The sequence below is a fragment of the Thioalkalivibrio sp. AKL9 genome (assembly GCF_000377825.1).
GTDB classification, from domain to species: Bacteria; Pseudomonadota; Gammaproteobacteria; order Ectothiorhodospirales; family Ectothiorhodospiraceae; genus Thioalkalivibrio; species Thioalkalivibrio versutus.
The window spans coordinates 188836-213296 of record NZ_KB905104.1 but is presented as its reverse complement, the minus strand read 5'-3'; the positions used below and the strand labels follow the sequence as shown (position 1 = coordinate 213296).

19 protein-coding genes and 3 pseudogenes are annotated in these 24461 nt (G+C 60.1%); 14 read left to right on the top strand and 8 right to left on the bottom strand.

Annotated elements, in window-relative coordinates; translation table 11 throughout:
- The first annotated feature begins 885 nt into the window (after positions 1-885).
- The 6 genes from D573_RS0103140 (at position 886) to D573_RS14770 (ending at position 11686) form a co-directional block, all read left to right on the top strand.
- The gene (locus tag D573_RS0103140) at positions 886-1980 is read left to right on the top strand and encodes an acetyl-CoA carboxylase biotin carboxylase subunit family protein (protein WP_018937678.1); all 1095 of its coding nucleotides are present in this window, start codon (positions 886-888) and stop codon (positions 1978-1980) included.
- Positions 1981-2470: 490 nt separating this feature from the next.
- Positions 2471-3601, top strand: a complete 1131-nt coding sequence (cfa, locus tag D573_RS0103135; RefSeq protein ID WP_038039601.1) for a cyclopropane fatty acyl phospholipid synthase — start codon at positions 2471-2473, stop codon at positions 3599-3601.
- Positions 3598-4935, top strand: a complete 1338-nt coding sequence (locus D573_RS0103130; RefSeq protein ID WP_018937676.1) for an FAD-binding protein — start codon at positions 3598-3600, stop codon at positions 4933-4935. The genes cfa and D573_RS0103130 overlap by 4 nt, the downstream gene beginning before the upstream one ends.
- Positions 4936-5651: 716 nt before the next feature.
- Positions 5652-5867: a hypothetical protein gene (locus tag D573_RS0103125; protein WP_018937674.1), complete on the top strand. Its 216-nt coding sequence runs from the start codon at positions 5652-5654 to the stop codon at positions 5865-5867.
- Positions 5868-6501: 634 nt separating this feature from the next.
- Positions 6502-8532 carry a hypothetical protein gene (locus tag D573_RS0103115; RefSeq protein ID WP_026287903.1) on the top strand — a complete coding sequence of 677 codons (2031 nt, stop codon included), beginning with the start codon at positions 6502-6504 and terminating at the stop codon, positions 8530-8532.
- A gap of 139 nt (positions 8533-8671) precedes the next feature.
- Positions 8672-11686, top strand: coding sequence for a site-specific integrase (locus tag D573_RS14770; RefSeq protein WP_231367852.1), 3015 nt, complete (start codon positions 8672-8674; stop codon positions 11684-11686).
- A gap of 21 nt (positions 11687-11707) precedes the next feature.
- Here D573_RS14770 and D573_RS14060 read toward each other — a convergent pair whose 3' ends face one another.
- A complete protein-coding gene (locus D573_RS14060) occupies positions 11708-11998 on the bottom strand; it encodes a nucleotidyltransferase family protein (protein ID WP_081618733.1) in 291 nt (96 codons plus the stop codon).
- 219 nt (positions 11999-12217) lie between these two features.
- Positions 12218-12283: pseudogene (locus D573_RS14930) on the bottom strand (nucleotidyltransferase); the annotation flags it as partial.
- Positions 12284-12308: 25 nt separating this feature from the next.
- Between D573_RS14930 and D573_RS0103100 the strand changes: the two are divergent.
- The 3 genes and pseudogenes from D573_RS0103100 to D573_RS0103090 all read left to right on the top strand — a co-directional run.
- Positions 12309-12578, top strand: a pseudogene (locus D573_RS0103100) (ribonuclease H-like domain-containing protein); the annotation flags it as partial.
- Positions 12579-12653: 75 nt separating this feature from the next.
- The gene (locus D573_RS0103095; RefSeq protein ID WP_018937668.1) at positions 12654-13058 is read left to right on the top strand and encodes a transposase; all 405 of its coding nucleotides are present in this window, start codon (positions 12654-12656) and stop codon (positions 13056-13058) included.
- Positions 13055-14149, top strand: coding sequence for an IS3 family transposase (locus D573_RS0103090; RefSeq protein ID WP_018937667.1), 1095 nt, complete (start codon positions 13055-13057; stop codon positions 14147-14149). The genes D573_RS0103095 and D573_RS0103090 overlap by 4 nt, the downstream gene beginning before the upstream one ends.
- Here the strand turns inward: D573_RS0103090 and D573_RS14050 are convergent.
- Together D573_RS14050 and D573_RS14925 are read right to left on the bottom strand one after the other, a co-directional pair.
- Positions 14040-14636, bottom strand: coding sequence for a DDE-type integrase/transposase/recombinase (locus D573_RS14050; RefSeq protein ID WP_231367851.1), 597 nt, complete (start codon positions 14634-14636; stop codon positions 14040-14042). The two genes, D573_RS0103090 and D573_RS14050, sit on opposite strands and share 110 nt — an antisense overlap.
- A 3-nt stretch (positions 14637-14639) precedes the next feature.
- Positions 14640-14852, bottom strand: a pseudogene (locus tag D573_RS14925) (helix-turn-helix domain-containing protein); the annotation flags it as partial.
- A gap of 287 nt (positions 14853-15139) precedes the next feature.
- Here D573_RS14925 and dndB point away from each other — a divergent pair.
- The 5 genes from dndB to D573_RS0103065 are packed head-to-tail and all read left to right on the top strand — an operon-like array spanning position 15140 to position 21619.
- Positions 15140-16165 carry a DNA sulfur modification protein DndB gene (gene dndB / locus D573_RS0103080; protein ID WP_018937665.1) on the top strand — a complete coding sequence of 342 codons (1026 nt, stop codon included), beginning with the start codon at positions 15140-15142 and terminating at the stop codon, positions 16163-16165.
- Positions 16158-17765, top strand: a complete 1608-nt coding sequence (gene dndC / locus D573_RS0103075) for a DNA phosphorothioation system sulfurtransferase DndC (RefSeq protein ID WP_231367850.1) — start codon at positions 16158-16160, stop codon at positions 17763-17765. The genes dndB and dndC overlap by 8 nt, the downstream gene beginning before the upstream one ends.
- Before the next feature lie 5 nt (positions 17766-17770).
- Positions 17771-19759 carry a DNA sulfur modification protein DndD gene (gene dndD / locus D573_RS0103070; RefSeq protein ID WP_018937663.1) on the top strand — a complete coding sequence of 663 codons (1989 nt, stop codon included), beginning with the start codon at positions 17771-17773 and terminating at the stop codon, positions 19757-19759.
- Complete coding sequence (dndE, locus tag D573_RS14045) at positions 19756-20157, top strand: DNA sulfur modification protein DndE (protein WP_081618724.1); 402 nt, start codon at positions 19756-19758, stop codon at positions 20155-20157. Before dndD ends, dndE begins: the two co-directional genes overlap by 4 nt.
- The gene (locus D573_RS0103065) at positions 20135-21619 is read left to right on the top strand and encodes a DNA phosphorothioation-associated putative methyltransferase (protein WP_026287901.1); all 1485 of its coding nucleotides are present in this window, start codon (positions 20135-20137) and stop codon (positions 21617-21619) included. The genes dndE and D573_RS0103065 overlap by 23 nt, the downstream gene beginning before the upstream one ends.
- Here the strand turns inward: D573_RS0103065 and D573_RS0103060 are convergent.
- The 4 genes from D573_RS0103060 to D573_RS14760 are packed head-to-tail and all read right to left on the bottom strand — an operon-like array spanning position 21616 to position 24324.
- Positions 21616-22599: a TraI domain-containing protein gene (locus D573_RS0103060; RefSeq protein ID WP_018937661.1), complete on the bottom strand. Its 984-nt coding sequence runs from the start codon at positions 22597-22599 to the stop codon at positions 21616-21618. The two genes, D573_RS0103065 and D573_RS0103060, sit on opposite strands and share 4 nt — an antisense overlap.
- A complete protein-coding gene (locus D573_RS0103055) occupies positions 22592-22882 on the bottom strand; it encodes a hypothetical protein (protein ID WP_018937660.1) in 291 nt (96 codons plus the stop codon). Before D573_RS0103055 ends, D573_RS0103060 begins: the two co-directional genes overlap by 8 nt.
- On the bottom strand, positions 22872-24110 hold the full coding sequence (locus tag D573_RS0103050) for a site-specific integrase (RefSeq protein ID WP_026287900.1): 1239 nt from the start codon (positions 24108-24110) through the stop codon (positions 22872-22874). Before D573_RS0103050 ends, D573_RS0103055 begins: the two co-directional genes overlap by 11 nt.
- Complete coding sequence (locus D573_RS14760; RefSeq protein ID WP_018937658.1) at positions 24103-24324, bottom strand: hypothetical protein; 222 nt, start codon at positions 24322-24324, stop codon at positions 24103-24105. The genes D573_RS0103050 and D573_RS14760 overlap by 8 nt, the downstream gene beginning before the upstream one ends.
- Positions 24325-24461 lie beyond the last annotated feature (137 nt).

Genomic DNA, 24461 nt, shown 5'->3' with positions numbered 1-24461 from the left:
CCCTGCATTCAATGGCTTGTGGGGTTGGTGCCCCCTGTTCCCCGATCCTGTGTTGCGCCGCTTTCGGGTAGAATCACTACCCGCTGCACGCCGCGCCTTGTCTCGGAAAACAGGGGGCACCAACGCGAGCGCGTGATTCAATCAGCGTCTCCTTAAGCGAAGGAACCGTGATGTGCCGTGCCGAGGATGTCGAGCGGTAGTTTCGGAACGCTCGTGCTGAAGACAACGGTCGGCCCGGCCTGGACGATCTCCCGTAACCGGTGGACTTCAGCATGAGAGACGGCCTGGAAAGAGGCGATCCTTGTTGAAGCCTTGAGCCTTGAGCCTTGAGCCTTGAGCCTTGAGCCGTGAGCCTTGAGCCTTGGGGCGACCCAGCCCTTGTGTGTCCTGATCTCCGGGCCGTGGATGATGATAAACCGCTTCGCGAACTCGATTGGCGGATCACGCTGACAAACTCCTCTCACCACGACAGTCGGGCCGGCCATCGGGGCGGCCCCCGAGCTTGCTATCTGGTAGGCAGCATCTAATCTCGGGGTAATGCCCTCATGTGACAGGGCGAGCGTTTTGGCCAGCCCGGCTCTGTAATACCTGCACTTGGTATGGTGCAGGCCAAGGCGATTGTGTTCTGTACCACTTCGCCGTGGAGGAATTTCAATGGACAAGAATATTTTCATCGTTGGGGCCGACCCTTTTAACATGAAGAAGATCAGGGCGGTTGATATCGGCGTCGACTATAAAACCCATGAACTATTGAGTTTTGATTAGGTAAAAGACAAAGGGTTTTATCCTGTCGAAAAATGCCTCGATAAGGCACGCGAACGTCTCCAGGAATTCGACGGTTCGATCGACGGAATTCTCGGTTATTGGGATTTTCCAGTGACCACGATGGTGCCGATCCTCTGCCGCGAATATGGACTTTCCTCACCCTCGCTCGAGAGTGTCCTCCGCTGCGAGCACAAGTACTGGAGTCGGCTGGAACAGCACAAAGTCATCCCGGGCATGGTCCCGCGGTTCGATGTCGTGGACCCGTTCGATGATGCCGCCATCGACGCCATAGACGTTCCCTTTCCCTTCTGGATCAAGCCGGTTAAGGGGATGGACTCGCTACTTGCATTCAGGGTAGGAAACCAGCGCCAACTGAGCCACGCCATTGGCCAGTTCCGCGCGCGCATTGATCGCATCGCCGGACCCTTCGACCAGATCCTATCGTACGCAGATCTCCCTGAGGAGATTGCCGCCATCGGCGGCCGGAACTGTATCGTTGAACAGGCTGTCGGCGGGCGCCAGTGCACGATAGAGGGTTACGTGTTTGCCGGCAAACCGCAGCATTACGGGATCATCGATTCGATCAATTATCCCAACCGTTCGTCGTTTCTTCGCTATCAATACCCGTCTAGCCTTCCGAAGCGGGTGAAGAACAGGGTCAGTGAGGCGACCAACAAAGTATTGCTACACTTTGGATACGACAATGCGACCTACAACGTGGAGTTTTTTTACCGGCCGAAGACCGAGGAACTTACGTTGCTGGAAGTCAATCCGCGACTGTCGCAATCACATAGCGATATGTTCGAAAAAGTTGATGGGGCTTCCAATTTCCAGATCATGCTTGAGCTGGCATTGGGAAGGGCACCGGATTTCCCGTTACGACGCGGCCGCTATGGGTGTGCCGCGAAGTTTCACGTGCGCGTGTTCGAGGACGGAATCGCCACGCATGTTCCCAGAGCCGGCGATATCGAGCGTATCCAGGAGGAATTTCCGGATACGCTGATCGAGCTCAAGGTCGAGCAGGGGGCGTGGCTCTCGGACCTGCTGGAGCAGGACAGCTACAGCTACGATATCGCCCATGTCCATACGGGCGCAGAGGATCGCAAGGCATTGCTGGAAAAATACAGCCGTATTCTGCAGGCCCTGCACTTCGAGTTCGGTTCTGTTCCAGAGATTTCAGGCGAGGCCCCGGAGGTGCAGAATGCTGTGTCCTGAGATGCGGCCTTCGCTACGGGATTGGAATCCGAAATGGCCCCGGGGTGTGCGAGGGTGCGCGACCGGGGTTTCCGCTTTGCACGGGATACGGCTTGCGCGCATGGTCTGACGGGCGATCATGTTCCAAAAAGCAGTGTTCGGTAGTCCCGGGGCATATGAGCGGATCAATCAGTCGCGTTTGCGGACCTGCGGGAGGCGGTCTGATGAGGTAGCCCGGCACCGGTGGGCTGCTTGCCGACGTAGCGGCGCAGCCCTGGCCTGGCCGTACATCTTCTGGGTACGGGCTGTGATGTGGGGTGGCTTATCCCGTCGCAGGTCCTTTTGGTGGCGGATCGTTCATGCACAACGGCGGAAGGCGGGTGAACGAGGGGACCGGATCTGGAGGAGAACGGACCATTGCGAATTTGGGTCTAGCTCATAACTCTGCCTAAAGTGGAGGGATTTATCGCGGCTGGAAACCGGCCGTCCGATTCTTGCAAGGAGCACGAGCATGTCAGCAAGCCAACAAGTCACGGAACTATTGCTCAGCGCTGACATCGAGGTTGGTGGCGAGCGGCCCTGGGATGTTCAGGTCCACGACGAGCGGCTGTATCAGCGGATTCTGGCCGAGGGGTCGCTCGGGACCGGCGAGGCCTACATGGACGGCTGGTGGGACACCGAGCGGCTCGACGAGTTGTTCTTCCGGATCCTCCAGGCCAGCCTGGACGACAAGGTCCGTACGCCGTCGGTACTTGGCCAGGTGTTGCTGAGCTGGCTCGGCAACGAGCAGAGTCGCCGGCGCTCGCGGCGGGTCGCGGAGCAGCACTACGACCTCTCGAACCGGCTCTACGAAGCCATGCTTGGGCCGACCATGCAGTACACCTGCGCCTATTACGGCCCCGACGGGGCTGACGCGACCCTGGACGAAGCCCAGCGCGCGAAGCTGGACCTGATCGCGCGCAAGCTGCACCTGGAGCCGGGTATGCGCGTGCTCGAACTGGGCGGCGGGTTCGGCGAGCTGGCCCGGTTTCTGGCCGCGGAGCACGGATGCGAGGTGGACAGCTACAACATCAGCAGTCAGCAGGTGGAGTACGCGAGAGGGCTTTGCGAGGGCCTGCCGGTCGACGTTCGGCAGCAGGACTACCGCGAGGCGGCCAACGAATCCCGGCAATACGATCGTGTCGTGAGCATCGGCCTGATGGAGCACGTCGGCCCGAAGAACTTTCGCACCTTCTTCGAACTCGCGCGCTCCAGCCTGAAGCCCGGTGGCCTGATGCTGCTGCACACCATCGGGGGCAACGTCAGCCGTAGCAGCACCGACCGCTGGATCGCCAAATACATCTTCCCCGGTGGCGTGATCCCATCCGAGGCGCAGCTCACTCGGGCCAAGGAGGGGCTGTTCGTGCTTGAGGACTGGCACAACTTCGGCCCGGACTATGACCGCACCCTGATGGCCTGGGACGACAACTTCGTCGCCGCCTGGCCGGATCTGAAACAAAGCGAAGGCCTGGATGAACGCTTCTACCGGATGTGGCGCTATTACCTGTTGAGCTGTGCCGGCGCCTTCCGGGCGCGCCAGCTGAATCTCTGGCAGCTTGTGCTCAGCCACGGGGATCTGCCGCGTTACGAGCCGGTCCGATGAGCAGCGCCGCCTGGGCCGCCCACCGCAATCGTGTGGAGGCGATGGCCGCGGCGCTGGCCGGGTCGGACGGACCGGTGCGCCTGAGAAAGTCCACCAGCAACCTGTTCAGGCCGCGCGAGGAGGCCCGCCGGACGGAGATCGACGTGGCTTCGCTCAACCACGTGATCGAGATCGACCCCGAGGCCGGCGTTGCCGAGGTCGAGGGCATGACGACCTATGCCGACCTGGTCGACGCAACCCTGCCGCACGGCCTGGCACCGGCCATCGTGCCGGAGCTCAGGAGCATCACGGTCGGCGGCGCGACCACCGGGATCGGCATCGAGTCGGGCGCGTTCCGCTACGGCCTGGTGCACGACATGGTGGACGAGCTCGACGTCATGGTCGCCGACGGCCGCGTGTTGACCTGCTCGCGCGAGCAGCGCCCGGAACTGTTCTACGGCTTTCCGAACTCCTACGGCAGCCTCGGGTACGCCACCCGGGTCCGGCTGCGGCTGATTCCGGTGCAGCCCTATGTCCGGCTCGAGCACACCCGCTTCCGCGCCCCCGAAGAACTGTTCACGGCGATCGCCGAGGAATGCGCGCACCCGACCTGCGCGTTTCTCGATGGCGTGTACTTCGCCCCCGGCGATTTCGTGCTGACCCGCGCGCATTGCGTGGAATCGCCGCCGGCGGGCACCGAGGCCAGTGACTACACCTGGATGCGCCAGTACTGGCAGAGCTTGCGCGAACGGCGCGAGGATTATCTGAGCATCCACGACTACCTCTGGCGCTGGGACACCGACTGGTTCTGGTGCAGCAGGAATGTCGGCGCCCACCTCAAGCCGGTGCGGCTCCTTCTCGGGCGCAAACGCCTGTCGAGCGTGACCTACCAGAAGATCATGCGCGCCAGCCGCCGCTGGCCGCTGAGCCTGCTCCATGGGGTTCGTCCGCGCACCGAGGCGGTGATCCAGGACGTCGACATCCCGATCGCCAGCGCCGCGGCGTTTCTGGAAGATTTCGAGGCCGAAATCGGTATCCGTCCGGTGTGGATCTGCCCGTTTGTCGTGCCCGAGGCCGGGTTCTCGTTGTTCCAGCTGCGTACCGACACGGCGTACATCAACTTCGGCTTCTGGGACATGGTCCGCTCCAGCGAGCCCGATGGTTATTACAACGCTCGGGTCGAGGCACTGGTCGCGAAGCACGGCGGCAAGAAAAGCCTGTACTCGCGCAGCACCTACGACGAAGCTACCTTCTGGCAGAACTACGACCGCCCGGCCTACGAGGCCCTCAAGCGCGAATGTGATCCCGAAGGACGCTTTCCGGGACTCTATGAAAAGGCGGTGCAACGGGGCTGAGGCCGGTTGGGTCTCGAGGCCGGAACCGCTCGTCCACACCCTGGTGCGTCGCGCGCTGGGAAACCGCGGCGACCGGCAAGAGCGCGATCGACGGTCAATGCAGCGTTGCGCGTCCAGGGTGCCGTGGCCGACCCCGTTAACGCGGCACGCAAAATGAGTTAACGGATGCTTTGACAGGGGGCGGGGAGTCGGTAGAATACGCGGCTCGAAGACGACAGGCGCGTAGCTCAGCTGGTGAGCACCACCTTGACATAGTAGTCCGCGTCCTCAGGCCCTCCCTCGAAATTCCCATATTCAAGGCCTTACGAGGCATCTGAAGTCATCCCAGATCCCCTGTTGGGCTCAAAACGTCTCTAGTTGTGTCTCAAGAAAAGATCCCTAGTCTGTGCCAATGTGGCACTCTAGAGTGAACACCACTCAGCACAGACCACCCCATGCCACCAAGACGCAAGCCTGAATGGAAACAGGTGCCCTTCGACAGCATCGTTGTTCCACCGAATAGCCCTCAAGCACGACTCCCAGAAGCATCCATCAGGGTCGCGATCCAGAAGCTTTCACCACACCTTTCGACGCTCGAGTTACTCCATCCGATAGTCGTTGACCAGACGGATATGAGCCTTTGTGGCGGTCATCGAACCTACCGAATTATCCGCGCATTGGCAGACGATCCAAGGCGTCTTACGTGGGTCGTATCGTCGTCGTTCCAGAGCCCCGAGATGGTTGCAGTGCTCGACGAACTGGTGTGTCCGCTCCTTGGCTCACCAACCGACGAGGAGACCATTTTTCGATACTTAAAGGCCGCTGATCAGAACCGCAGATGGCTCCGTTTTCTGTGGGTCGATCCGACGCGGGAGGGGATCGCGGAGTTCTTGGGGGTAAGCAGGCAGACGGTGCAGCGGGTGGTCAAAAAAGGGGGAGGTGAAGGTGGCTGAGGCCTCAGTCTATGCATTGTTCTGCAAACTCCTGGGTCCCGATCTGTGCCGCTTGCAGGAGAGTTTCAAGGAAGATCTGCAATTGCCCGAAGGTTGTGAAGGGCTATTGCTGATTGCTGAAAATCTCGTCGATCTTGAGCCCAAGCTGTCCGTATTGGAGGAGGGCTGGGGACACCGAACAGAGCAGATTGTTCGATGGGCTAGAGAGGTGGACAACCTCAAAAATAACGAAATTCTCCGGGCCGGTTTCTCGGAACTCTTCTACGGGCATGTTGAGCGCGATCGTATCCGCCCACCCTTGCACGGCGTGTATACGAAACACGGCATTTGGGCCGCGATGTGGTTTCGTTTTTGGGATCCGCATTCGCGAACTGATCGGGGGGATACGTATCGTTGGTTGCAAGCTCAAGCCCTCATCGCATCGATCTTAGTTCGACGGCGATTCGACCTTCCAAAAAAACTGTTGGACGATCGCCGTTGCCAGGCGGGTCGGTTGATCAGGAACCTTCATGATCAGCGTACTGAGTGGCTTCTAGACCGCTTGAAGGAGTCTTGTCAGCATCCTCGGGAGTTGATGGAATCGCTGAAATACCAAGGCGAGCAAATTGGTCCGGATTGGCAGGATCCAAGGGGAATGGATCCGGTAAAGGGGAAACGGGGCGGTCAGTATCGATCATTGCCGGCGGATCTGAAAGCGTTCGGCGATCTGCTTTCGATTGCGTACAGATTTGCGGACGATCGATCTGACGGGGACTCGAAGGCACCTCAGAAGCGAACGCAAAACGGGCGCCTTCCAGCCCAGTTTCTCTACTCCCACCATGCGATGTACTGGTCCATCCTCAAGCGCATAGAGGATGTGCAACTGTGGAAAGAATCAGGGATCGAGCTGGGGTTCTACGTTCCGAGTGGCGAAGCTCGAAAGGAACTGCTCGATGCGGACATAGATCCTGCGGAGTTCGGGGATCCGGAAGGCGCCGCGATTGCGCTTGAAGATGTACTGGGGTTCGACCCGGACATGTCGGATCTGGGTGCATTGCCCCACCTTTCGACAGTGTTCGCCAAGGCGGCGCACAGAGGCCGCCATATCGCGGTCCAGAATCAGCGACTCCGAATCGCTCGGTCGCGACCGAGGCTCCCGGAGATCAAGCGCCTCGTTAGCGGTCTGAACGATGTTTACAGGATGGCGAGGTCCAGTCAACTGCCCGACGAAATTTCCGCGTCTGAGCGCGAAAAGCTTTGTCGCACGGTGCAGTTCGCCGCGGCGTGCCTGGTCACGGGCACGCCGGCCCAGACTGTGAGGAATGCGCGAATCGTCATGGAGGCGGATAAAGGGCAACCGCCGGGGGAACTCAATATCGACCTGGCGTCTGGAGTATGGGTTCGTAGCTACAAAGGACCGGAACGCAGGGAGGTTCGAGAGGACGTCGCGAGTGAGATGATTCCGAGCATACAAAAGGTTTTGATCCCGGATGTCTGGGGCCTTCTTCGATGGAAGAACGGGACGGCGATTGGCGAAAAGCCGTTCGCCATGCACCAACTGGATACGTACACCGACGTATGGGATCGCCTGGTTCGTCCTCTGCTCGAGCGGATGGGCGTGTCGGAGCGTCACCAGACATTTGACGGTATTGCGGCGGTCTTACCGGCCTGGTTCAGAGGCCTGGAAGAGGGAGAGCATATCAGCCCCTCAATGTTGTTCGGACAGAAGGACCCGCTCGCGGCTACGCACCAGTTCTACACCGCGGTTAACCGGGAGAAGCTCGCGCAGAGGTTTCAAGAGGTTATGGATAATCTGGGCGCCGCCATCGAACTCCCATCGGTGGATCAACGGAATGACGCTGTTCTGGCACGATGCCCGGCGGATTCATACTCGAAGGCAACCATTGGCACGATCAAGAAAAGCTGGGTTGGGGATGATCGGACGCCACGCGTCTTGCCGATGCGTAAGTTTTTGCAGCGAGTCCGCGACTCGATCGACGCCACGGACGTTGAAACTGCGTATACGTTCCACAATCGCCTCGCACTGTACACATCGCTGGGTTTGGTTCTCGCTACGGGGGCCAGAGCTATACGCACTCCGATCCCAGATCTAACCGCGATCCATGGGCCAACCCGAACGCTATGTCTGCAAGAGAAGGACCGTGGTGACGGCTTGCACGCTCGCCTCGCGGTGCTGCCGCAACGGGTGTACGAACAGGTGCAGATCTATCTCGGCTGGCTGCAACGGAGCTTTCTTTCGGGTTCGTTGGACATGCCAACGGTGCTTCAAATCAAGGCGACCAAAAGCCGGGACCGGAGCCGGTATGGGTCTGAGGGCTTCCCGTTGGACCTCAGGAAGTCGGTCTATTTTTGGGAAGAAGTAGCGACTGACGAGTGGCGTCCGGTGGAGTGGACCGGAAAAAGCCTGCAACAGCAGTGCGAACAACTGAGCACGGGCTCCTGGCCTATCGAGAACCAGGCACGTCATTTTCACCGGACTTATGTGACAGCCATGGAATTGGCCCCGACCCTGATCAACACGATCATGGGGCATTGGCATTACGGGGAAGAGCCTTGGACTGCTTACTCGTCGATGGACCCGCGTCGATTGCGAAGCGAAGTGGAGCCGATTCTGGATCAGATGCTGGACGACCTGAGATTTAAGGTCTGCGGCTGTGATGTCTGAAGAAAAGGTTACCGGTCAGATCTGTGGGCTCTGGCGGCATCTCATGGTGCCGACGGAGGATCTTCTAGCCTTGAGGGATCAGACCTGGTGCGTTCGAGAAGAGCTTTCGTGGGATCCCCGCTCGGAACCGGGCCGGGTTATGTCCGCGATTGAAGCGCATCACCCTGAGGTGTTTTGGCGGGACCGGATTCCTGAGTCGGTCTGGACTCGTGAACAGTTTGTCGCCCTGATGGACACGGTCCGTCGAGAAGCCCCTCGGGGTTCGTCGTTTCGGGCACGCTGGCGCGTCGCCGAGGTCCTGGATGCGGGCAATCGTTTGGGCGTGTGGAAGATTCCCCTATATGACATCCCCGCGCCGCTCCCACCACCCGGACGGCCGATATTCCGCCCTGAAAACTTCGAACGGATGGTCCGGTATGAGCCGTTGTATATGCGGTTCGTGAAGGCGTTGAGCGCTGATGTACGGGATCTGGATGACGGGCGTCTGGCATGGGGGCAGATTCTAGGCTGCTTCCTGCTGTGCGGTGGTTTGGTTCAGCCGGCCTGGCTTGGCGCGGTCCCGGACTCCCTCAGAAACGCACCGGCGCATTTGCGGTGGCTGGATATCGTGCGGTCATTACCCGACAACCAACGACCGGTGATTCGTCGGCATTACCTGGATCCGATTACGCGTTCGGTGGTGATGCACTGGAGAGACGATGGTTGGCCGAAGATGCCTCCTGGTAAGGGGCGGAGCCCGGCGTTTCTCAGTCGCGTGATTGGTTCCTACTTACGGCGTTTGGACCCCAGCCTGCGGATTCCGGACAACTGGACGGAATTGCGCGACTTCGTCGAAACCCGCCTGGCCTTGTACGTCCCACCGCACATGATGGGGTACGCCACGGGCTTTTATAACTCCGTATCGTTGTCGCCGGAAGTAATTCAGCGAATAGAGTTCCCGCCTGGTCAGGTGCCTTCGGGCGAAGGACTCGTCACTGCTGACTCTGAAGGCGTAGTGCCAGTAGGACAGCCGGCTGCTGGTGAAGATTCTGACAGCCAGGGCAGGCAAATTGCCCCGCCCGCGGGCCCCTGGATTCGCGAATTGGGAAGTGCAATCCGTGGGGGATCGGCGGGGGACCCCAAACGTGTGGCGGCCTGGCTTGAACGCCAAGCGAATGGTGAGGGCTCTGGGCCTGACTCGGTACCACCGAGTGTCGTGAGGATGGGAGAGTGGGCCCAGCGTTGGCTGTTTTCGAGTCGTGCCGGTGCACGACCCATGAAACCCAAGACGGCCTACGATCGCTTCAATGCGTTGGCCGTCCCTCTCGCCGGCTTTCTCGGCAACGAGGATCCGGCCACGTTCGAATGCGTGGACGACTTCGTGGAGGTCTACACCGCAGTCCTTGAAACAGCCGACACCTTGTCAAAGCGCAAGCGGTTAGCCGCAGCTCTGGCGGGCTTTCATGACTTCCTGCGGAACGCGCACGGGGCACCAGACATTGCGTCGGCGGGTCTCTTCACGGTGCGCGGGCGCCAGCCCCACGCTGTCGATGCGAATTTCATCGAACCGCGCGCGTTTGAATGGGCGGTTCGCTGGTTGGATTGTCGTTACGCCGAGGATCCTGAGCTGCGGGAGAGCCTCGTTTTGATCGCGTGTCTCGGGTATTTCGGGGGGCTGCGGCGCTCTGAGGCGATTGGGCTGCTCATTGGTGATCTTGATGGCGAACCCGCCTGGGACTGCGTCGTGCGACCGAACCGAAATCGGGGGCTCAAAAGCTCAAGCGCGCACCGAGTCGTCCCACTGGGCGTGCTCCTGCCTGCGCGATACCTGGACCGACTGCAGAAGTGGTGGGCTGAGCGTCGAAAAACGATGCTCGCGGAAGGTGGCGATCCTGCGACGGCGCCGCTGTTCGACCGTCCCCGAAAAAAGGGAGCGGAAAACGACAATCTGCGGCGCTTCGATCGGGACCTGGAACGAGTTACTGATGCCTTAATACGGGTGACGGGAGATGGGGGGTTGCGCTATCACCACCTGCGGCACTCGTTCGCCAATCAGCTCCTGCTCGCGTTGTGGCGGCACGAGCACCGCGATGATGCGCTGGTGGTCGAACGGCTTGATCCCCTGATCGGTTTTGAAGACGTCGCGACGTTACGAACAACCCTCCTTGGCGACTCCCCGGTTCAGCGCCGCAGCCTGCGGCTGATCAGTGCCTTGATGGGGCATCTGACGACCGAGATCACGATGAATCACTACATTCATCTGACGGATCTTGTTTGGGGCCAAGCCGTGCGGGGAGCGCTTCCCTCGCTCGAATTCCATGATGTGGCTCGAATACTGGGTGTGTCTCTCAAGCATGTTCAACGAAGCGAGCGAACCTTCCAAACGGGGAACCCGGTACTTCTGCTTGAAAGGATGCTGGACCGTCATCTCGGCAGCCCTGTCCCCGCGGACATGGATGCAGGAAAGCCCAAGCAGCTACTCCCGCCGCGTGATCCTCATGCAGCACTCCTGTCCTTGACTGACCATCTGAGTCGCGCTTCGCAGGACGATTCGAAAGTCGTTCATTTCGTGGGACCTTGGCAAGGGCCCACTCTCGATGTGTTGAAGGCCTGGATATCGGACGTTCCGGAGCACTTTCGCAGACCCCCCACAGGGCGCCATGAACGGATCATTGCGCCACCCCGGACTCAGCAGGGGCTGGGTTTATCGAAGGAAGCGGTCCAGTTACTCCTGGGTGTGAAAGGCGCCTGGAGCATGGAAGAACGCGCTCGGCTTCTTAGGATCTTTCTGTCAGGGAAGCTGGCGAGTGGTCCGCTCGACGTTGTCTTGGCGACCTTGCCCGCGCTGGATCTTTGGGTGCGGTTCCTCCGAGAGATCCAGCTCGATGATGCCTTCGAATACATGCATTTCTCAGGTAAGGGTGGAGGCCGAGAAACGCCGATGGGGCAGTATCAATACTGGGCGCAGCGCGCACCGGTCGCGCTCGAGTCTGGTGACGCCAATCCCGAGCCGTTCGCGGAACATCTCCCCGCGAAACGAAGAGGCGTTGTGATTGCCCGGCACCGACGAAGTGGCGAGGCTGGCCGGCACCGCTGGGTGTACGGGGTCTGTTGGGCACTCGTTATGCTGAAGGCGAACGACGAGCATCGAGAACTGGCACTGCTGACGCCATAGCGCGTGCTCCGGCCCTTTGGCTCATATGGCTCGCGCTGTCTCGAGCACTTGAGATCTCCACTTTTCGGGGAGCGCGCCGGGGGTGACGACGTCGACCTCGACACCGAGGAGTTCTTGCAGCTCCATGCGAATTGCACCGATATCGAAGAGGGAGGTCTCGTCCGTTGGGTCGATCAGGAGATCCAGATCGCTGTCGGGGGTGTCCTGTCCACGAAGGACCGAGCCAAAAACACGTGCGTTATTGGCGTGGTGACGTTCGACTACTCGCCTGATGGCATCCCGGTGTTCCTCTACGGCCTTCGAGAGTTGCATGGTCCGGCTTCTCGGCTGCTCGATGAGCAAACCTTACTCCACAAGGGCTAGCTAGCGCAGCGCGGGGTCGGGTTCTACCCGGTTTCGGCGGACGGTTTGGAAACGGCTGAAAACGTCAGATCCTGGGCATCGACGTGGCGCCGCATCCGGGGATTGTGGAACCGTCCAATACAGAGACGTCTCTTCAGTAGGATCAACGAGTAGATCCAGATCGCTGCTTGGCGTGTCCTCTCCTCGGTGGACGGAGCCAAAAACGCGACCGTTCCGTGCGTGGTGTCGTTCGATGATCTGCCGTTATGGCGGGTCGCCCCGCATGCAGCGCCGACCCGATGTCCCCGAGACCGCGCACACCGACTTCCTGCACCCGGTGCGCAGCCTGTATGGGCACGCCTGGCCGGACTGCCGCCTGCGCACCGTCGAGGAACGCCTGCTCGGGCTTGACTGCCAGGACGACTTGCCCGGGTCCGAGGCCCCGTGGGCCTGGAAGGCCTATCTCAGCTTCGGGCGCAGTGACGATCTCGAGCGCGTAGTCCAGCACAACACCGATGACATCCTCTCCCTCACGCTGCTGGGACCCCTGTCTGTCAACCTGAAGCCATACAGCCCTTGTATGGGTTAACGTAGATTTCAGGGTCATGACAGCAGGAGCCGACTGATGCCGAAGGCACCGAGTGAGTTACCCGAGTCTCAGGTGAGCCCGGACCCGAAACAAGAGCGGCGGACACGCCGCCGTTTTACCGCCGAGTACAAGTTGCAGATCATCGCCGAGGCCGACCAGTGCCAGCGGGGCGAGGTGGGCCAGCTACTGCGACGCGAGGGTCTGTACAGCAGCCAGCTCAACCAGTGGCGCCGCGAACGGGCCGCTGGTGGTCCGGAAGGGCTCTCCAAGTCTGCTCCCGGTCCGGCCGCAAGCACGACCCCGGAGCAGCGGCGCATCGAGCAGCTGGAAAAGGAGAATGCCAAGCTGAGCAAGCGTCTGCAGACCGCCGAGGCATGCATTGATCTGCAAAAAAAAACGTTGTCACTGCTCGATCACGTGAACAATGGGAGCTCTGTGTGAACCAGGTCGTCACCGAACGGCCCGAGGGCCTGTCCGTGACGGCGGCCTGCCGGGCCCTCGGGCTCAATCGCAGCACGGTCTACGCGCGCCAGCGGGAGGGGCTCAGTGAAGAGCAGCGGGCCGCCAACCGCTCCCGCAAGGAATTCGTGCAACCGCGCGCCCTGAGCGCCGAGGAGCGCCAACGTGCCCGGGACGTGCTGTACAGCGAGGCGTATCAGGACCAGCCGCCGGATGAGATCTACTGTGACCTGCTGGAGCAGGGTGAGTACATCGGCTCCGTGCGCACGCTCTACCGCATTTTGGCCGAGGACAGGGCCACCCGGGAGCGTCGTAACCAGCGGCCGGCTCAGCACCACGCCATCCCGCGCCTGCTGGCCAAGGCCCCCAATCAAGTGTGGACCTGGGACATCTCGAAGCTCCCGACCACGGGCCAGGGCCCCTACCTGTCTCTCTACGTGGTCATGGACTTGTACAGCCGCTACGTGCTCGCCTGGATGGTCTCACGCAAAGAGAACAGCACCCTGGCTCAGCAACTGATGAGCGAGGCGGCCGCCCGCTACGCCATTGCCCAGGGTTCGCTCACCCTGCATCAGGACCGGGGAGCCCCCATGACCGCCCATGGCTATCTCGATCTGATGCATGAGCTGGGCATCGTGTGCAGCCACAGCCGCCCGCGCACCAGCAACGACAATGCCTTCAGCGAGGGCCAGTTCAAGACGCTGAAGTACCAGCCGGACTATCCGGGCCGGTTCGAAAACGCGTCCCACGCCCGTCAGTGGTGCGAGGCGTACTTCGACTGGTACAACTTCCAACATCACCACAGCGGCATCGGCGGCTACACCCCGGAGCAGGTCTTCACCGGACGCTTCGAGCTCGTCCATGCGCAGCGCCAGCAGGCGCTAGACGCCCAATACCGCCGTCACCCCGAGCGCTTCGTCCAGGGCGCCCCAGTCGCCCCACGACCACCCGAGTGGGTGACCATCAACCCGGTAACGCCCGAAGCGGCTGACACCGGTGAGTCGTTAGGCGTGAACTTCCCAACCCTGAGCGCCGCCAGGGCACGGGTAGACAATACGTTATCCTCCGCGTGACGTGTTCAAAACAGGTTGACAGGTTCCGGGTGCGGCGATGGCGGATACCCAGTCGGCGGCAGGCCTGGCTGAACGCCCGGGCGTGGTAGCAGGGCCCGTTGTCGGTCAGCACCCGCCGGATGGTGATGCCCAGGGTCGCGTAGTAGCGCACGGCCGCTTCCAGGTGCGCGATCGCATCCTGGGCCCGCTCCGCGGGATGGATCGCGCTGTAGGCGATGCGCGAGCGGTCATCGATGGCCACATGCACGTACTCGTAGCCCGCTCCGATGGAGTCCTTGGCGCGAACCCCGGTCACGCGGTGGCCCGGGTGACGGAAGCGCGCCAGCTTCTTGATGTCGAGGTGGAGCAGATCGCCGGGGTGTTCGTGCTCGTAGCGCCGGGGTGGCTCGACGGGCTCCAGTGCCCGCAGGCGGTTCAGCCCCTCACCCCGCAGGATGCGGCTGACGCTGGCCCTCGAGATCCCCGTGAAGGCGGCGATCCGATCCATGGCCCAACGTTGCCGGCGCAGGGCCACGACCTGCCGCTGGATCCGTCGAGGGGTTCGGCGAGTCGGCTTCCGGGGTCGCGACGAACGATCCAGGAGGCCGGCACGGCCCGCCTCCTGGAACCGTTGGACCCAGCGGCGGACGGTCTTTGGATCCACGCCACAGACCCGCGCCGTGGCCCGAAGCGTCTGGCCATGGTCGACCACCAAGCGGACCATCCGCTCTCGACCACGAGGTCCCATTAAGGCATTTTGATGAAGGTTCACGGGGCGTGCTCCTCGGAATGGCTCAGTCGGCAAACTCAGCATTTTTCGGAGTCGCCCCGTGGACAACCTATTGAGAGATCACACCCAGGGTTCGGAGAGAGGGCTAGTTAGACAAACGTACGCATCCTGTTTAGCATACATGGAAGGTAGCTCTATGGGGATCTCGTGTGGCGACAGGGTTTGGATATAACTTTCCTGCGATTAAGGGACTTCAAGGTGGGCGCGAGTATTACGTCTCAATGTGTCCCCTGCGGATTATCCCAAAGATATTTCTCTTTGATGAACAGGAGCTTACGCCAGAACTCCGGGCGCAGCGTACCCTTAACGTAAGCCGGGTGCCCGAGATGGCGAGGTATGTAGCCGAGAATCCCCACGATTACGTGTTCTCCGCCCTTACGGCTTCGATTGATGCTGACGTTGGGTTTGAGCCTCTTGGGAAAGGGCAGGAGGCAAGTAAGGTGGGCGTGCTCTCCGTGCCGATGGATGCACGTTTCATTATCAATGATGGCCAGCATCGGCGTGCAGCGATCGAAGCTGCGCTCGAGCGAGCGCCCGAGCTTGGAGATGAGACCATCGCGGTTGTCTTTTTCCTGGACAAGGGGCTGGAACGGTGCCAGCAGATGTTCGCGGATCTGAATCGGCATGCGGTGCGTCCGAGCAAGTCCTTGGGCGTGCTCTATGACCACCGGGACGAGGGTGCGGGGCTCGTGCGGCTTCTCGTCTTGCGCTCGGCGTTCTTCCGAGATTTGGTGGAGATGGAGCGGAGCACGTTATCGCCTCGGTCCAGGAAGCTGTTTACCTTGTCGGCTCTGTACCGAGCGACGCAAGAGCTACTCGACGGTATTGAGTTTGACGGGTCAGATGCTGCTGCCAAGCAAGCGGCAGAGTATTGGGAGGCGGTGTCTGAACACTTCCCGCAGTGGCAGCAAGTGCGGGCGGGAAAAATGTCGGCCGGGGAGGTTCGGAAGGACTTCATCCACTCCCATGGCATCGTCTTGCAGGCGCTTGGGACCGTTGGCAATGAGCTCCTGCGCCGATATCCGGAGACCTGGGGTGATCGGCTGAAGCCGCTGACTTCCGTGGATTGGGCTCGGTCGAATCAGCGGTTGTGGGAAGGTCGCGCAATGATTGGGGGTAGGGTTTCGAAGTCCTCGCACAATGTCACCCTGACGATAAACGCGATAAAGACGGCTCTAGGGCTAGACCTGATGCCGGAGGAGCAGAAGGTGGAGGACGCATACAATGGTGGGCATAACGATGGCTGAGTCTGAGAGAGATCCGGCGTCGGCATTCCATGAGCTGGGGTTGGACGAGGTGGTTGAGACCGCCAAGGCGGAGATCCGCCAGCTTTATCGGGAAGATAGTGTGCCCTGGGTGATTGGCTATAGCGGGGGGAAGGATTCGTCCGCGTCGCTGCAGCTCATGTGGCTTGCGCTCGAAGAGCTACCGGAGGACGAGCGGACTAAGCCGGTGCACGTGATCTCCACGGACACTCTGGTGGAGAATCCTGTGGTTGCGAGCTGGGTTAATCGCTCGCTTACCTCGATTCAGAAACATTCTGACGAGGCCCATTTGCCCTTCGTCGCGCATCGCCTTACCCCGCCTGCGGGCGACTCCTTCTGGGTGAACCTGATCGGCAGGGGATACCCTGCGCCAAGGCCGAAATTTCGCTGGTGTACTGAGCGGCTCAAGATCAATCCGTCCAACCATTTTATCCGTGAGACGGTGCGGGAGAATGGGGAAGCAGTTCTTGTGCTCGGAACCCGTAAGTCTGAGAGCGTTGCACGCGGACGAACCATGGCGCGACATGCCGAGGGTGCGGTTCGTGACCGCCTCACCGTGAACGGGAGCCTGCCTAACTCGCTTGTCTATACGCCCATCGAGGATTGGACCAGTGACGACGTTTGGGCATTTCTGATGCTCATCCCAAATCCCTGGGGTATCGATAACGCTGAGTTAATGGGCATGTATCGTGGTGCGACGGCCGACGGAGAGTGCCCCCTGGTGGTGGATACGAGCACGCCAAGCTGTGGGAACAGCCGGTTTGGCTGCTGGGTGTGCACGCTTGTGGATGAGGACAAGTCCATGGGGGCCATGATCCGGAACGACGAAGAAAAATCCTGGATGCAGCCACTTCTCGACTTGCGCAACGAGTTTGATTTTCGTTCCGAGCAGAATCGCAAGCGTGACCGCTCGCGGCGCGACTTCCGACGAATCGGTGGCCATCTGACCTACTACACGGATGCAGGCGGTGACGGGCAGTTGGTGCCGGGGCCTTACAAGCAGGAAGCCCGTGAGTACTGGTTGCGTCGTTTGCTTGAGACCCAACAATGGATCCGTACCAACGGCCCCGATTACGTTCGAGAGCTGGAGCTGATCACGAACGATGAGCTGCACGAGATCCGGCGTATGTGGATTGTCGACAAGCACGAGGTCGAAGACCGTCTGCCCGAGATCTACGAGAACGTGTTGGGTGAGCCGTACCCCGGGCCGCCCATTGAAGAGAATCTCGTTTTCGATCGGGAGACCCTCGCGCTTCTACGTGAAACGTGTGGCGAGGAGAATCCGCTGCACTACGAAATGCTCCGCACGCTGCTCGAACAGGAGCGGCGGTACAGGACGATGGCTCGCCGGAAGGGCCTGTTTGAGACCTTGGAGAAGACCATCACGAAGTGCTATTTCCAAGATGAAGCGGATGCGCTCGACTTCGAGAGCCGGAAGGCGGCAGCCGCTAGCCGAGAAACGCTTGGCCCAGAAGAACCCATGACGTTCGTGGCGATGCAGAATCTGCCACATACGGATGAGAGTGGGGCTGAAGAGGCTGAAATACTCTCCTCGTCCGACGCAATTGTGAGGCAGGACTAGCCGGAATGGTTATCGACGAGCTTGTTCTGCATAACTTTGGCATCTTCGGCGGACGCCAGTCGATCCGCCTCGATCCGCCGAGTCCCGATAAGCCGGTGATCCTATTTGGAGGACTCAATGGCGCGGGCAAGACAACTTTGCTCGAGGCCTTGCAGCTTGCCCTTTTCGGCAAGCTTGCGCCGCCGGCGAGGGACTCGGATGGGGGGTATGAAGAGTATCTGGAGCGTTCGATTAACCGCCGAGTGAGGTTGAAGGACGGTGCAAGCGTCGAGATTGCGTTTCGGTCCACGGGGGATGGTGAGGAGAAGACCTATCGGGTTCGGCGTTCCTGGGCTCTAAGGCGCACCAACATCCAAGAGACCATTGATGTCGAGGTGGATGGTTCTCGGGACGCTGCGCTTTCCGACACCTGGGCTGACCAGGTCCATCGCTTCTTGCCACCGCAGCTTGCCCCTCTATTTTTGTTCGACGGTGAACGCATCGAGTCACTCGCTGACCCCGAAACCTCGGAAGGTTTCCTATCCGTAGCGATTGAGTCTTTGCTCGGAATGGACTTGGTTCGGCAGCTGGAAACGGATCTTTCGGTTCTTGAACGCCGTAAGCGGGCCGAGTCGCTCTCGGACCAGGCGCGGGCGCGGGTGACGGAAGAGAATTCGACGCTCGAAAATCTGGATCAGGACATTCGGGCCCGCAAAGAAGAGGCTGGACAGCTCCGAAACACGTTGGATGGGCTGGAACGCCAAAGGCAGTCGATTGAGCGTGACTACCGGGCGCAAGGAGGAGAACTGCTCCAGCAACGAGAAGCGTTGGAGACGGAGCGACAAGCGCTCAAGGACTCGATCGCTTCTAACCGGAGCGCGCTCGGCGAGTTGGCTGCGGGAGCCCTGCCGCTGGCTCTTGCGTCAAATCATTTACGGCAGACGTTGCGGCAGGCCGATTATGAGGCAGAGCAGAAACAGTCGCTTGCCGATCAGCGCCAACTCCGGCAACACCGGGAACAACTTGAGACGTGCCTTTTGGGTGCCGGCGCCTCAGAAGCAGTGTTGGGTGCTTTGACCGAATACTTCGACTCTGTAGCCGGACAGGCTGATTCCGCCACCCAGGCATCCTTATACCTCGACCTTGCGGATGGCACGCGGCAGGCGGGTCATCGTGTGCTCCAGTCCGTCCTAGATGAGGACCTCGGACGAGCGGCGGGTATCGTTGATGAACTGCAACGGAATGTCGATCGTCTGGATGATGTTGAGCGCCACCTGGCAGCGGTGCCCGAGGCAGATGCCATTCGCGATGTCGCGGCTCGACGGGAGCACGTTCTTTCCGAACAGCGTGAGACCCAGGTGCGGCTGGATGAGATTTTACGGCAGCTTTCTGAGCTTGAAGCTAAGCGTGTTCGCCAGCAGGAGTTGGTCGATCGGCTTTTGAAGGATGCGGCGAGTGAAGGGCTGGAGGAGGAGCGGCGGCAGCGTCTGTTAGAACACTCGTCCTGGGCACGAAACACGCTAGGGAAGTTCCGTCAGGCGGCGCTAGAACGCAATCTGGAGCGGATTCAGGACTATGTGTTCGAGTGTTACCGCTTACTGCTGCGCAAGAGTTCTTTGGTCGCGTCTGTGCGTATCGACCCAGAGCGGTACCGGATGTCTCTGATCGATAACATGGGGAACGAGATTTCTCCCAAGCGCCTCTCTGCGGGGGAGCGTCAGCTACTCGCGGTTGCAACCCTTTGGGGGTTAGCTCGGGCTTCAGGGCGCCCTCTTCCCGTCGTGGTGGATACGCCCTTGGGGCGTCTGGACGGCACCCACCGGGAGCACTTGGTCGAGCGCTATTTCCCAGAAGCGAGTCACCAAGTCCTCCTCCTGTCGACCGATGAAGAAATTGTCGACCGGTACCTTTCTGCGTTGCGCCCATCAGTGGGCCGCTTCTATCGCCTGGAATACGATGACGAAACCTGCAGCACGCGGGTAGAAGAAGGCTACTTTGGCGAGGTTGCAGCATGACTATCGACAACGTGCGGGTTTCCAAGCAAGGGCGCGATCAGTTATCTCGATTGAAGGCGCGTACAGGGATCGGGCAGTGGAATATCCTGTGCCGGTGGGCTTTGTGTATTTCCCTGGCCGAGGAGGGTAATCCGCGAGCCGTTGCTGGTGGCGAACGGCCTATCGAAATGACATGGCGTACGTTTGGTGGTGAATACGCGGATGTCTATCTGGCCATGATTACGGAGCGCTGTGCACACGACGGACTCGAGTTGTCGCCTTCCGTTCTCTCGGAGCAGTTGCATGCTCACATCCATCGAGGAATTGGGTATCTTGCGGGTGACCCGTCCATCAAGTCCATCGATCATCTGATACAGAAAGCGCTTGCCGTTAGCCATGGTGACAGAGCCCCAACCTAAGGATATTTTCCGACACCGCACGGCGATCGGTCGGACTCATTTCTCTCGCCCTGTGCGCCTTGCGATCGAATCGGGCTTGCTTTCGAGTAAACGGTCGTTCTTCGATTACGGGTGTGGCCGTGGGCAAGACCTGAACCGCCTTACACGGATAGGGTTCAACGCCAACGGCTGGGATCCTGCGTATCGGGCACAACGATCGAAGAATCCCGCTGATGTCGTAAATCTCGGGTATGTCGTGAACGTGATCGAGGACCCTCAAGAAAGGGTCCGTGCGCTGGAAGAGGCATGGGATTTGGCGCTCCAAGTGCTCGTCGTCGCTGCGCGCTTGGACATCGATCGAAAGGGGCTTTCCGCAGAGGACTACGCCGATGGCTGTGTAACCTCAAGAGCGACGTTTCAGAAATTCTTTTCTCAGCAGGAACTAAGGGACTGGGTATCTACATCGTTGGGCGCACCAACGGCACCAGCGGCGCCTGGTGTTTTGTTCGTCTTTCGCGATGAAGGAATGCGCCAAGCCTATCTGGCCTCACGGTATCAGCGCCGGCGTGCAGCACCCAGGATTCGCAAGGCGGATAAGGTTTTCGAGGAACACCAGGATACGCTGGCTCCGCTGGTAGCCTTCTTGAGTGAGCATGGGCGTGTCCCCGCGTGCCACGAGCTCGAGAATGCAGAGGAACTTCGGGCCCGCGTTGGAACGGTTCGCCAGGCATTTTTGATCCTGAAGCGTGTGATGGGGGCGGACGCATGGAACGAGGTCCGACGCGAGCGAGCCGATGAATTACTGATCTACCTTGCTGTGGAAAAGCTAGCCGGGCGCCCGAAGCTCTCGGATCTACCCGACGCCTTGCAGCTCGATATTAAAGAATTCTTCTCATCCTACAAAAATGCCGAAGAGAAGGCGGACGAACTACTGCATCGGGCGGGAGACCATGATGAGCGCGAGCGAGCGATGCGGTCTTCATCTGTGGGGAAGCTTACGGGCAACGCGCTTTATGTTCACGTAGATGCGGTTCCGGACTTGCCAGTTGTTTTGCGAGTCTATGAGGCATGCGCTCGTCAGTATGTGGGCGAGATTGAGGGCGGCAACGTGGCCAAGCTCAATCGCGCAAAACCGCAAGTCTCGTATCTGTCCTACCCAGATTTTCACCGGGACCCGCACCCGGCTGTGAAGCAGTCTCTGGTGGTGCGTCTCGGCAATCCGCGCATTATCGCTCGTGACTATTCAGACAGCCCCAATCCTGGGATTCTCCATCGGAAAGAGGAGATGCTGCCCCAGGAGCACGAGCACCGAGAAAAGTATTCACGTCTGACTCGACAGGAAGAAGCTTGGGGCCTTTACGAACACCCGGAATTAATCGGTACATGGGAGGGTTGGCGAGCCATTCTTGCATCGAAAGGTGTCGTACATAAAGGGCACCGTCTCGTGCGTTCCAAGCGGGAAGGCTCTTCAGGGGTTGGTTAGGGGAGGTTTTGCCCAGTCCACGGCACGCCGGGATGGTTGAGTTCCGGTGGGATCCAGACCGGGCGCCGGCCTCCGAGCTTGGTCCAGTAGTAGCCGGGGTTTGAGGTGAGATGCGTCTTGAGCCCGCTGTTCTGGGCGCTTGTCCCATCCAGGCCGCGAATGACTCCTGCCAGGGGCATGTTGTAGGTGTCGCCGCTTTGGTATGCCTTGATCGTGCCCCAGAGAACCCCGGTAGCATTCTGATTGGTTTGCTTCAGCCGGGTCAGCGGACCACTAAGAGCCAATTCCAACAGGTGGTCGTGGTCGTGGTGGCGACAGGGATAACGATGGCCGGCGGGTCCGCGCAGCAGAACCTTCCCGGCGTCGTGAAGCAGGGCGACCACCACAGCGGCTTCCGCGAACAACTCCGGGGTATTTGGGAGCTCGCGCGTGGCCGCCTTAATCGCCTCTGCGACTTCCAGGCTGTGCGCGAGCAGGCCACCGGCGTCCGTGTGGTGACAGCTTTTGGATGCCGGGAGCGTCACGAAGAGTCGGGTGAAGGACTGGTCACAAAAGACGTTCTCGAGAAATGCGCGATAGGCGGGCGTGCGCAAGGCGCTGGCCAAGTCGACAAGCCGTTCCAGGTCTTCGACATTGGGGGCGACGTGGCCAGGAAGCAGTTCGATTGAGGATCTCGGATTATCGGTTTCCCGAGTGGGACGGAGGACCGCCTGGGCTTGCCCGTGGCGGTCGCGTCGCAATTCGATACCGCAGTCCAGCGTTGATCGCGGGCCAGGGAGGATTCCTTGCCAGTCCGTCTTCGGCGCGAAGGCGCGAACGCTGCCGGTGTAATCCCAAAGATCCACGGGGTAGTACGCCACGCCATTCTGTCCGGACCTCGGTTTGCCAATCTCTGCACCGAAGGTCCCAGTGACGGGAACGTCGATCTCGAACTCCGGGTTTGCCAGCAGGTTTTTTACGTCTACGACGGTCTTACACATGCCCGGTCGCCTCCTGAGCCTTGAGCTCTTCCTCGAGGCGGAATGCGAGCCAGTTCATCACTGCGCCGTCCAATGCCAGGGGTGTGCAAGGTAGTTCCCTGGCGATCCATGCGGCGACCGTTTCAAGGACGGGCTCGCTAGAATCGGTTCCAAGCGCTTGGGCGAGGTCGGGCCGGTGCTCGAGCTGGTATGCCTGAATGAGCGCAAATGCCATCTTTCGAGGCGCGTCGGTTTGCGTCAGGTGGTCGCCGACGCAGTTCGTCTTCGGGGACTCACTCATCATCGGAGACCCCCTCGGTGGCCGGATCGAGAGTGGTCTGAGGAAACTGCATGCGCGAACGCAGCAGTCGTTCCATAGCGGAGCCATCCTGGCGAGTGAGGTTCGGGACATACCTCGAGTACACGGTGAACAGCATCTTGGTGTTGGAGTGCCCCATCTGACGGGCAATCCACTCCGGACTCTCACCGGCGGCAAGCCACAGCGTCGCGGCCGTATGGCGCGTCTGATAGGGGTTCCGGCGTTTGAGGTGGGCCTTCTTGAGCGTCGGATACCACACGCGGTGATTCACGTTGTGGTACGAGAGCGGATAGCCGAAGCGACTGGAGAACACGTAATCGCTCCGGCAGGAAACGGGCCGCTCGCGCATCGCTTCTCGGGCCTGTAGGAGTGCTTGGTAGACCATCTCGGACATCTGGATGGTGCGCATCGAGCCATCGGTCTTGGTCGTGGTGTCTTCGCCGTTGACGCGGGCGGAATAGACGAGGATCTCGCGCCGATCGAAGTCCACGTACTGCCACTTCAGACCGTCCACCTCGGACGTCCGCATCCCCGTGAAGAACCGGACGATGAAGTAGGGCCGCCACTTGGGGTCGACGGTATCGAGAAACTTCTGGACCTCCTCCAGCGAGAAGGGGTCGACCTGTGTCCGGGGGACACGCAGCGGCTTGATGCCTTGATAAGGCGTGATAAAGTCGAATCGGTCAGCGGCTTCCACCAGGATCTGCCGGAGCACATTCATGATTTGATTGATCCGGGACGCGGACAGCGTTTTTCCAGTGTTGCGGCATACTTTGGCGAGTTCGGCGCGGTACTGGAGGATCTCGGATTTCTGGATGTCGCTGACTTCCTTTTCCCCGAACTGCGGGGCAAGTTGCTTATCGAAGATGTCCCGCAGCTTCGTCCGGTAGGACGGCTTCCAGGTGGGCTCGTTCTCGGCAAACCAGGTCTCCCCAAACTCCTGGAACGTAGGGCCTGCGTTTGCGCCTTCTGCGGCCTGTAGCACAGACGTGGGTTGAGAGAACCGTGCCGCGCGAGGGCTGTTGGGAAACGTTTTGGCGTAATCGAAGGTGCCCAGAAGAATTTCCGCTTCGATTCGCTCGAGCATTTTCTGAAGTCGTTTCCGGTTTGACGGTGTGTCGTCAAGCGCGGTGTACTCCCGACACCGGGTCTTCCGGTAAGAAAAATCCAAGTACAGGCGGCCGTTCTCTTTTCTGGCGCGGATATTACCCATGGCAGGCACCCCCGTTGGCCATTGGGATTGCCGGCATGGCATCGGTGTACATGTCCTCCTCGATGTTCTCCCAGATGTAGAGGACCTTCCGTCGACCGAAGGGTCGAACGTAGTGTCTGCCTTCGGATAGGGCTTCCCTCCTGAGTACGTTGTTCACGTAGCGCGGATTCATGTGGAGTTTGTTGGCGAGTTCTACTGAAGTCAGATAAGTCATGATTCCTCCGGATGTATAGCCGCTATACGGCCTGACTTAACTGTATAGCGGCTATACGCCGGTGTCAAGATCTTTGGAAGCGAGCTATACGGCTATACGGAGGGGCGCCTATAATTCGCTCTTAACCAGACAGATTG

Coding starts and splice junctions, on each gene's coding strand:
- D573_RS14060 (WP_081618733.1), bottom strand. CDS start 11,998: ATGCAACTCTCGAAGGCCGTAGAGGAACACCGGGATGCCATCAGGCGA.
- dndE (WP_081618724.1), top strand. CDS start 19,756: ATGACTATCGACAACGTGCGGGTTTCCAAGCAAGGGCGCGATCAGTTA.
- D573_RS0103140 (WP_018937678.1), top strand. CDS start 886: ATGGTGCCGATCCTCTGCCGCGAATATGGACTTTCCTCACCCTCGCTC.
- D573_RS0103050 (WP_026287900.1), bottom strand. CDS start 24,110: ATGGGTAATATCCGCGCCAGAAAAGAGAACGGCCGCCTGTACTTGGAT.
- D573_RS14760 (WP_018937658.1), bottom strand. CDS start 24,324: ATGACTTATCTGACTTCAGTAGAACTCGCCAACAAACTCCACATGAAT.
- D573_RS0103065 (WP_026287901.1), top strand. CDS start 20,135: ATGGTGACAGAGCCCCAACCTAAGGATATTTTCCGACACCGCACGGCG.
- D573_RS14770 (WP_231367852.1), top strand. CDS start 8,672: ATGTCCGCGATTGAAGCGCATCACCCTGAGGTGTTTTGGCGGGACCGG.
- dndB (WP_018937665.1), top strand. CDS start 15,140: ATGTGTCCCCTGCGGATTATCCCAAAGATATTTCTCTTTGATGAACAG.
- D573_RS0103095 (WP_018937668.1), top strand. CDS start 12,654: ATGCCGAAGGCACCGAGTGAGTTACCCGAGTCTCAGGTGAGCCCGGAC.
- D573_RS0103130 (WP_018937676.1), top strand. CDS start 3,598: ATGAGCAGCGCCGCCTGGGCCGCCCACCGCAATCGTGTGGAGGCGATG.
- D573_RS0103055 (WP_018937660.1), bottom strand. CDS start 22,882: ATGATGAGTGAGTCCCCGAAGACGAACTGCGTCGGCGACCACCTGACG.
- D573_RS0103115 (WP_026287903.1), top strand. CDS start 6,502: ATGGATCCGGTAAAGGGGAAACGGGGCGGTCAGTATCGATCATTGCCG.
- cfa (WP_038039601.1), top strand. CDS start 2,471: ATGTCAGCAAGCCAACAAGTCACGGAACTATTGCTCAGCGCTGACATC.
- dndD (WP_018937663.1), top strand. CDS start 17,771: ATGGTTATCGACGAGCTTGTTCTGCATAACTTTGGCATCTTCGGCGGA.
- dndC (WP_231367850.1), top strand. CDS start 16,158: ATGGCTGAGTCTGAGAGAGATCCGGCGTCGGCATTCCATGAGCTGGGG.
- D573_RS0103060 (WP_018937661.1), bottom strand. CDS start 22,599: ATGTGTAAGACCGTCGTAGACGTAAAAAACCTGCTGGCAAACCCGGAG.
- D573_RS0103125 (WP_018937674.1), top strand. CDS start 5,652: ATGGTTGCAGTGCTCGACGAACTGGTGTGTCCGCTCCTTGGCTCACCA.
- D573_RS14050 (WP_231367851.1), bottom strand. CDS start 14,636: ATGGATCGGATCGCCGCCTTCACGGGGATCTCGAGGGCCAGCGTCAGC.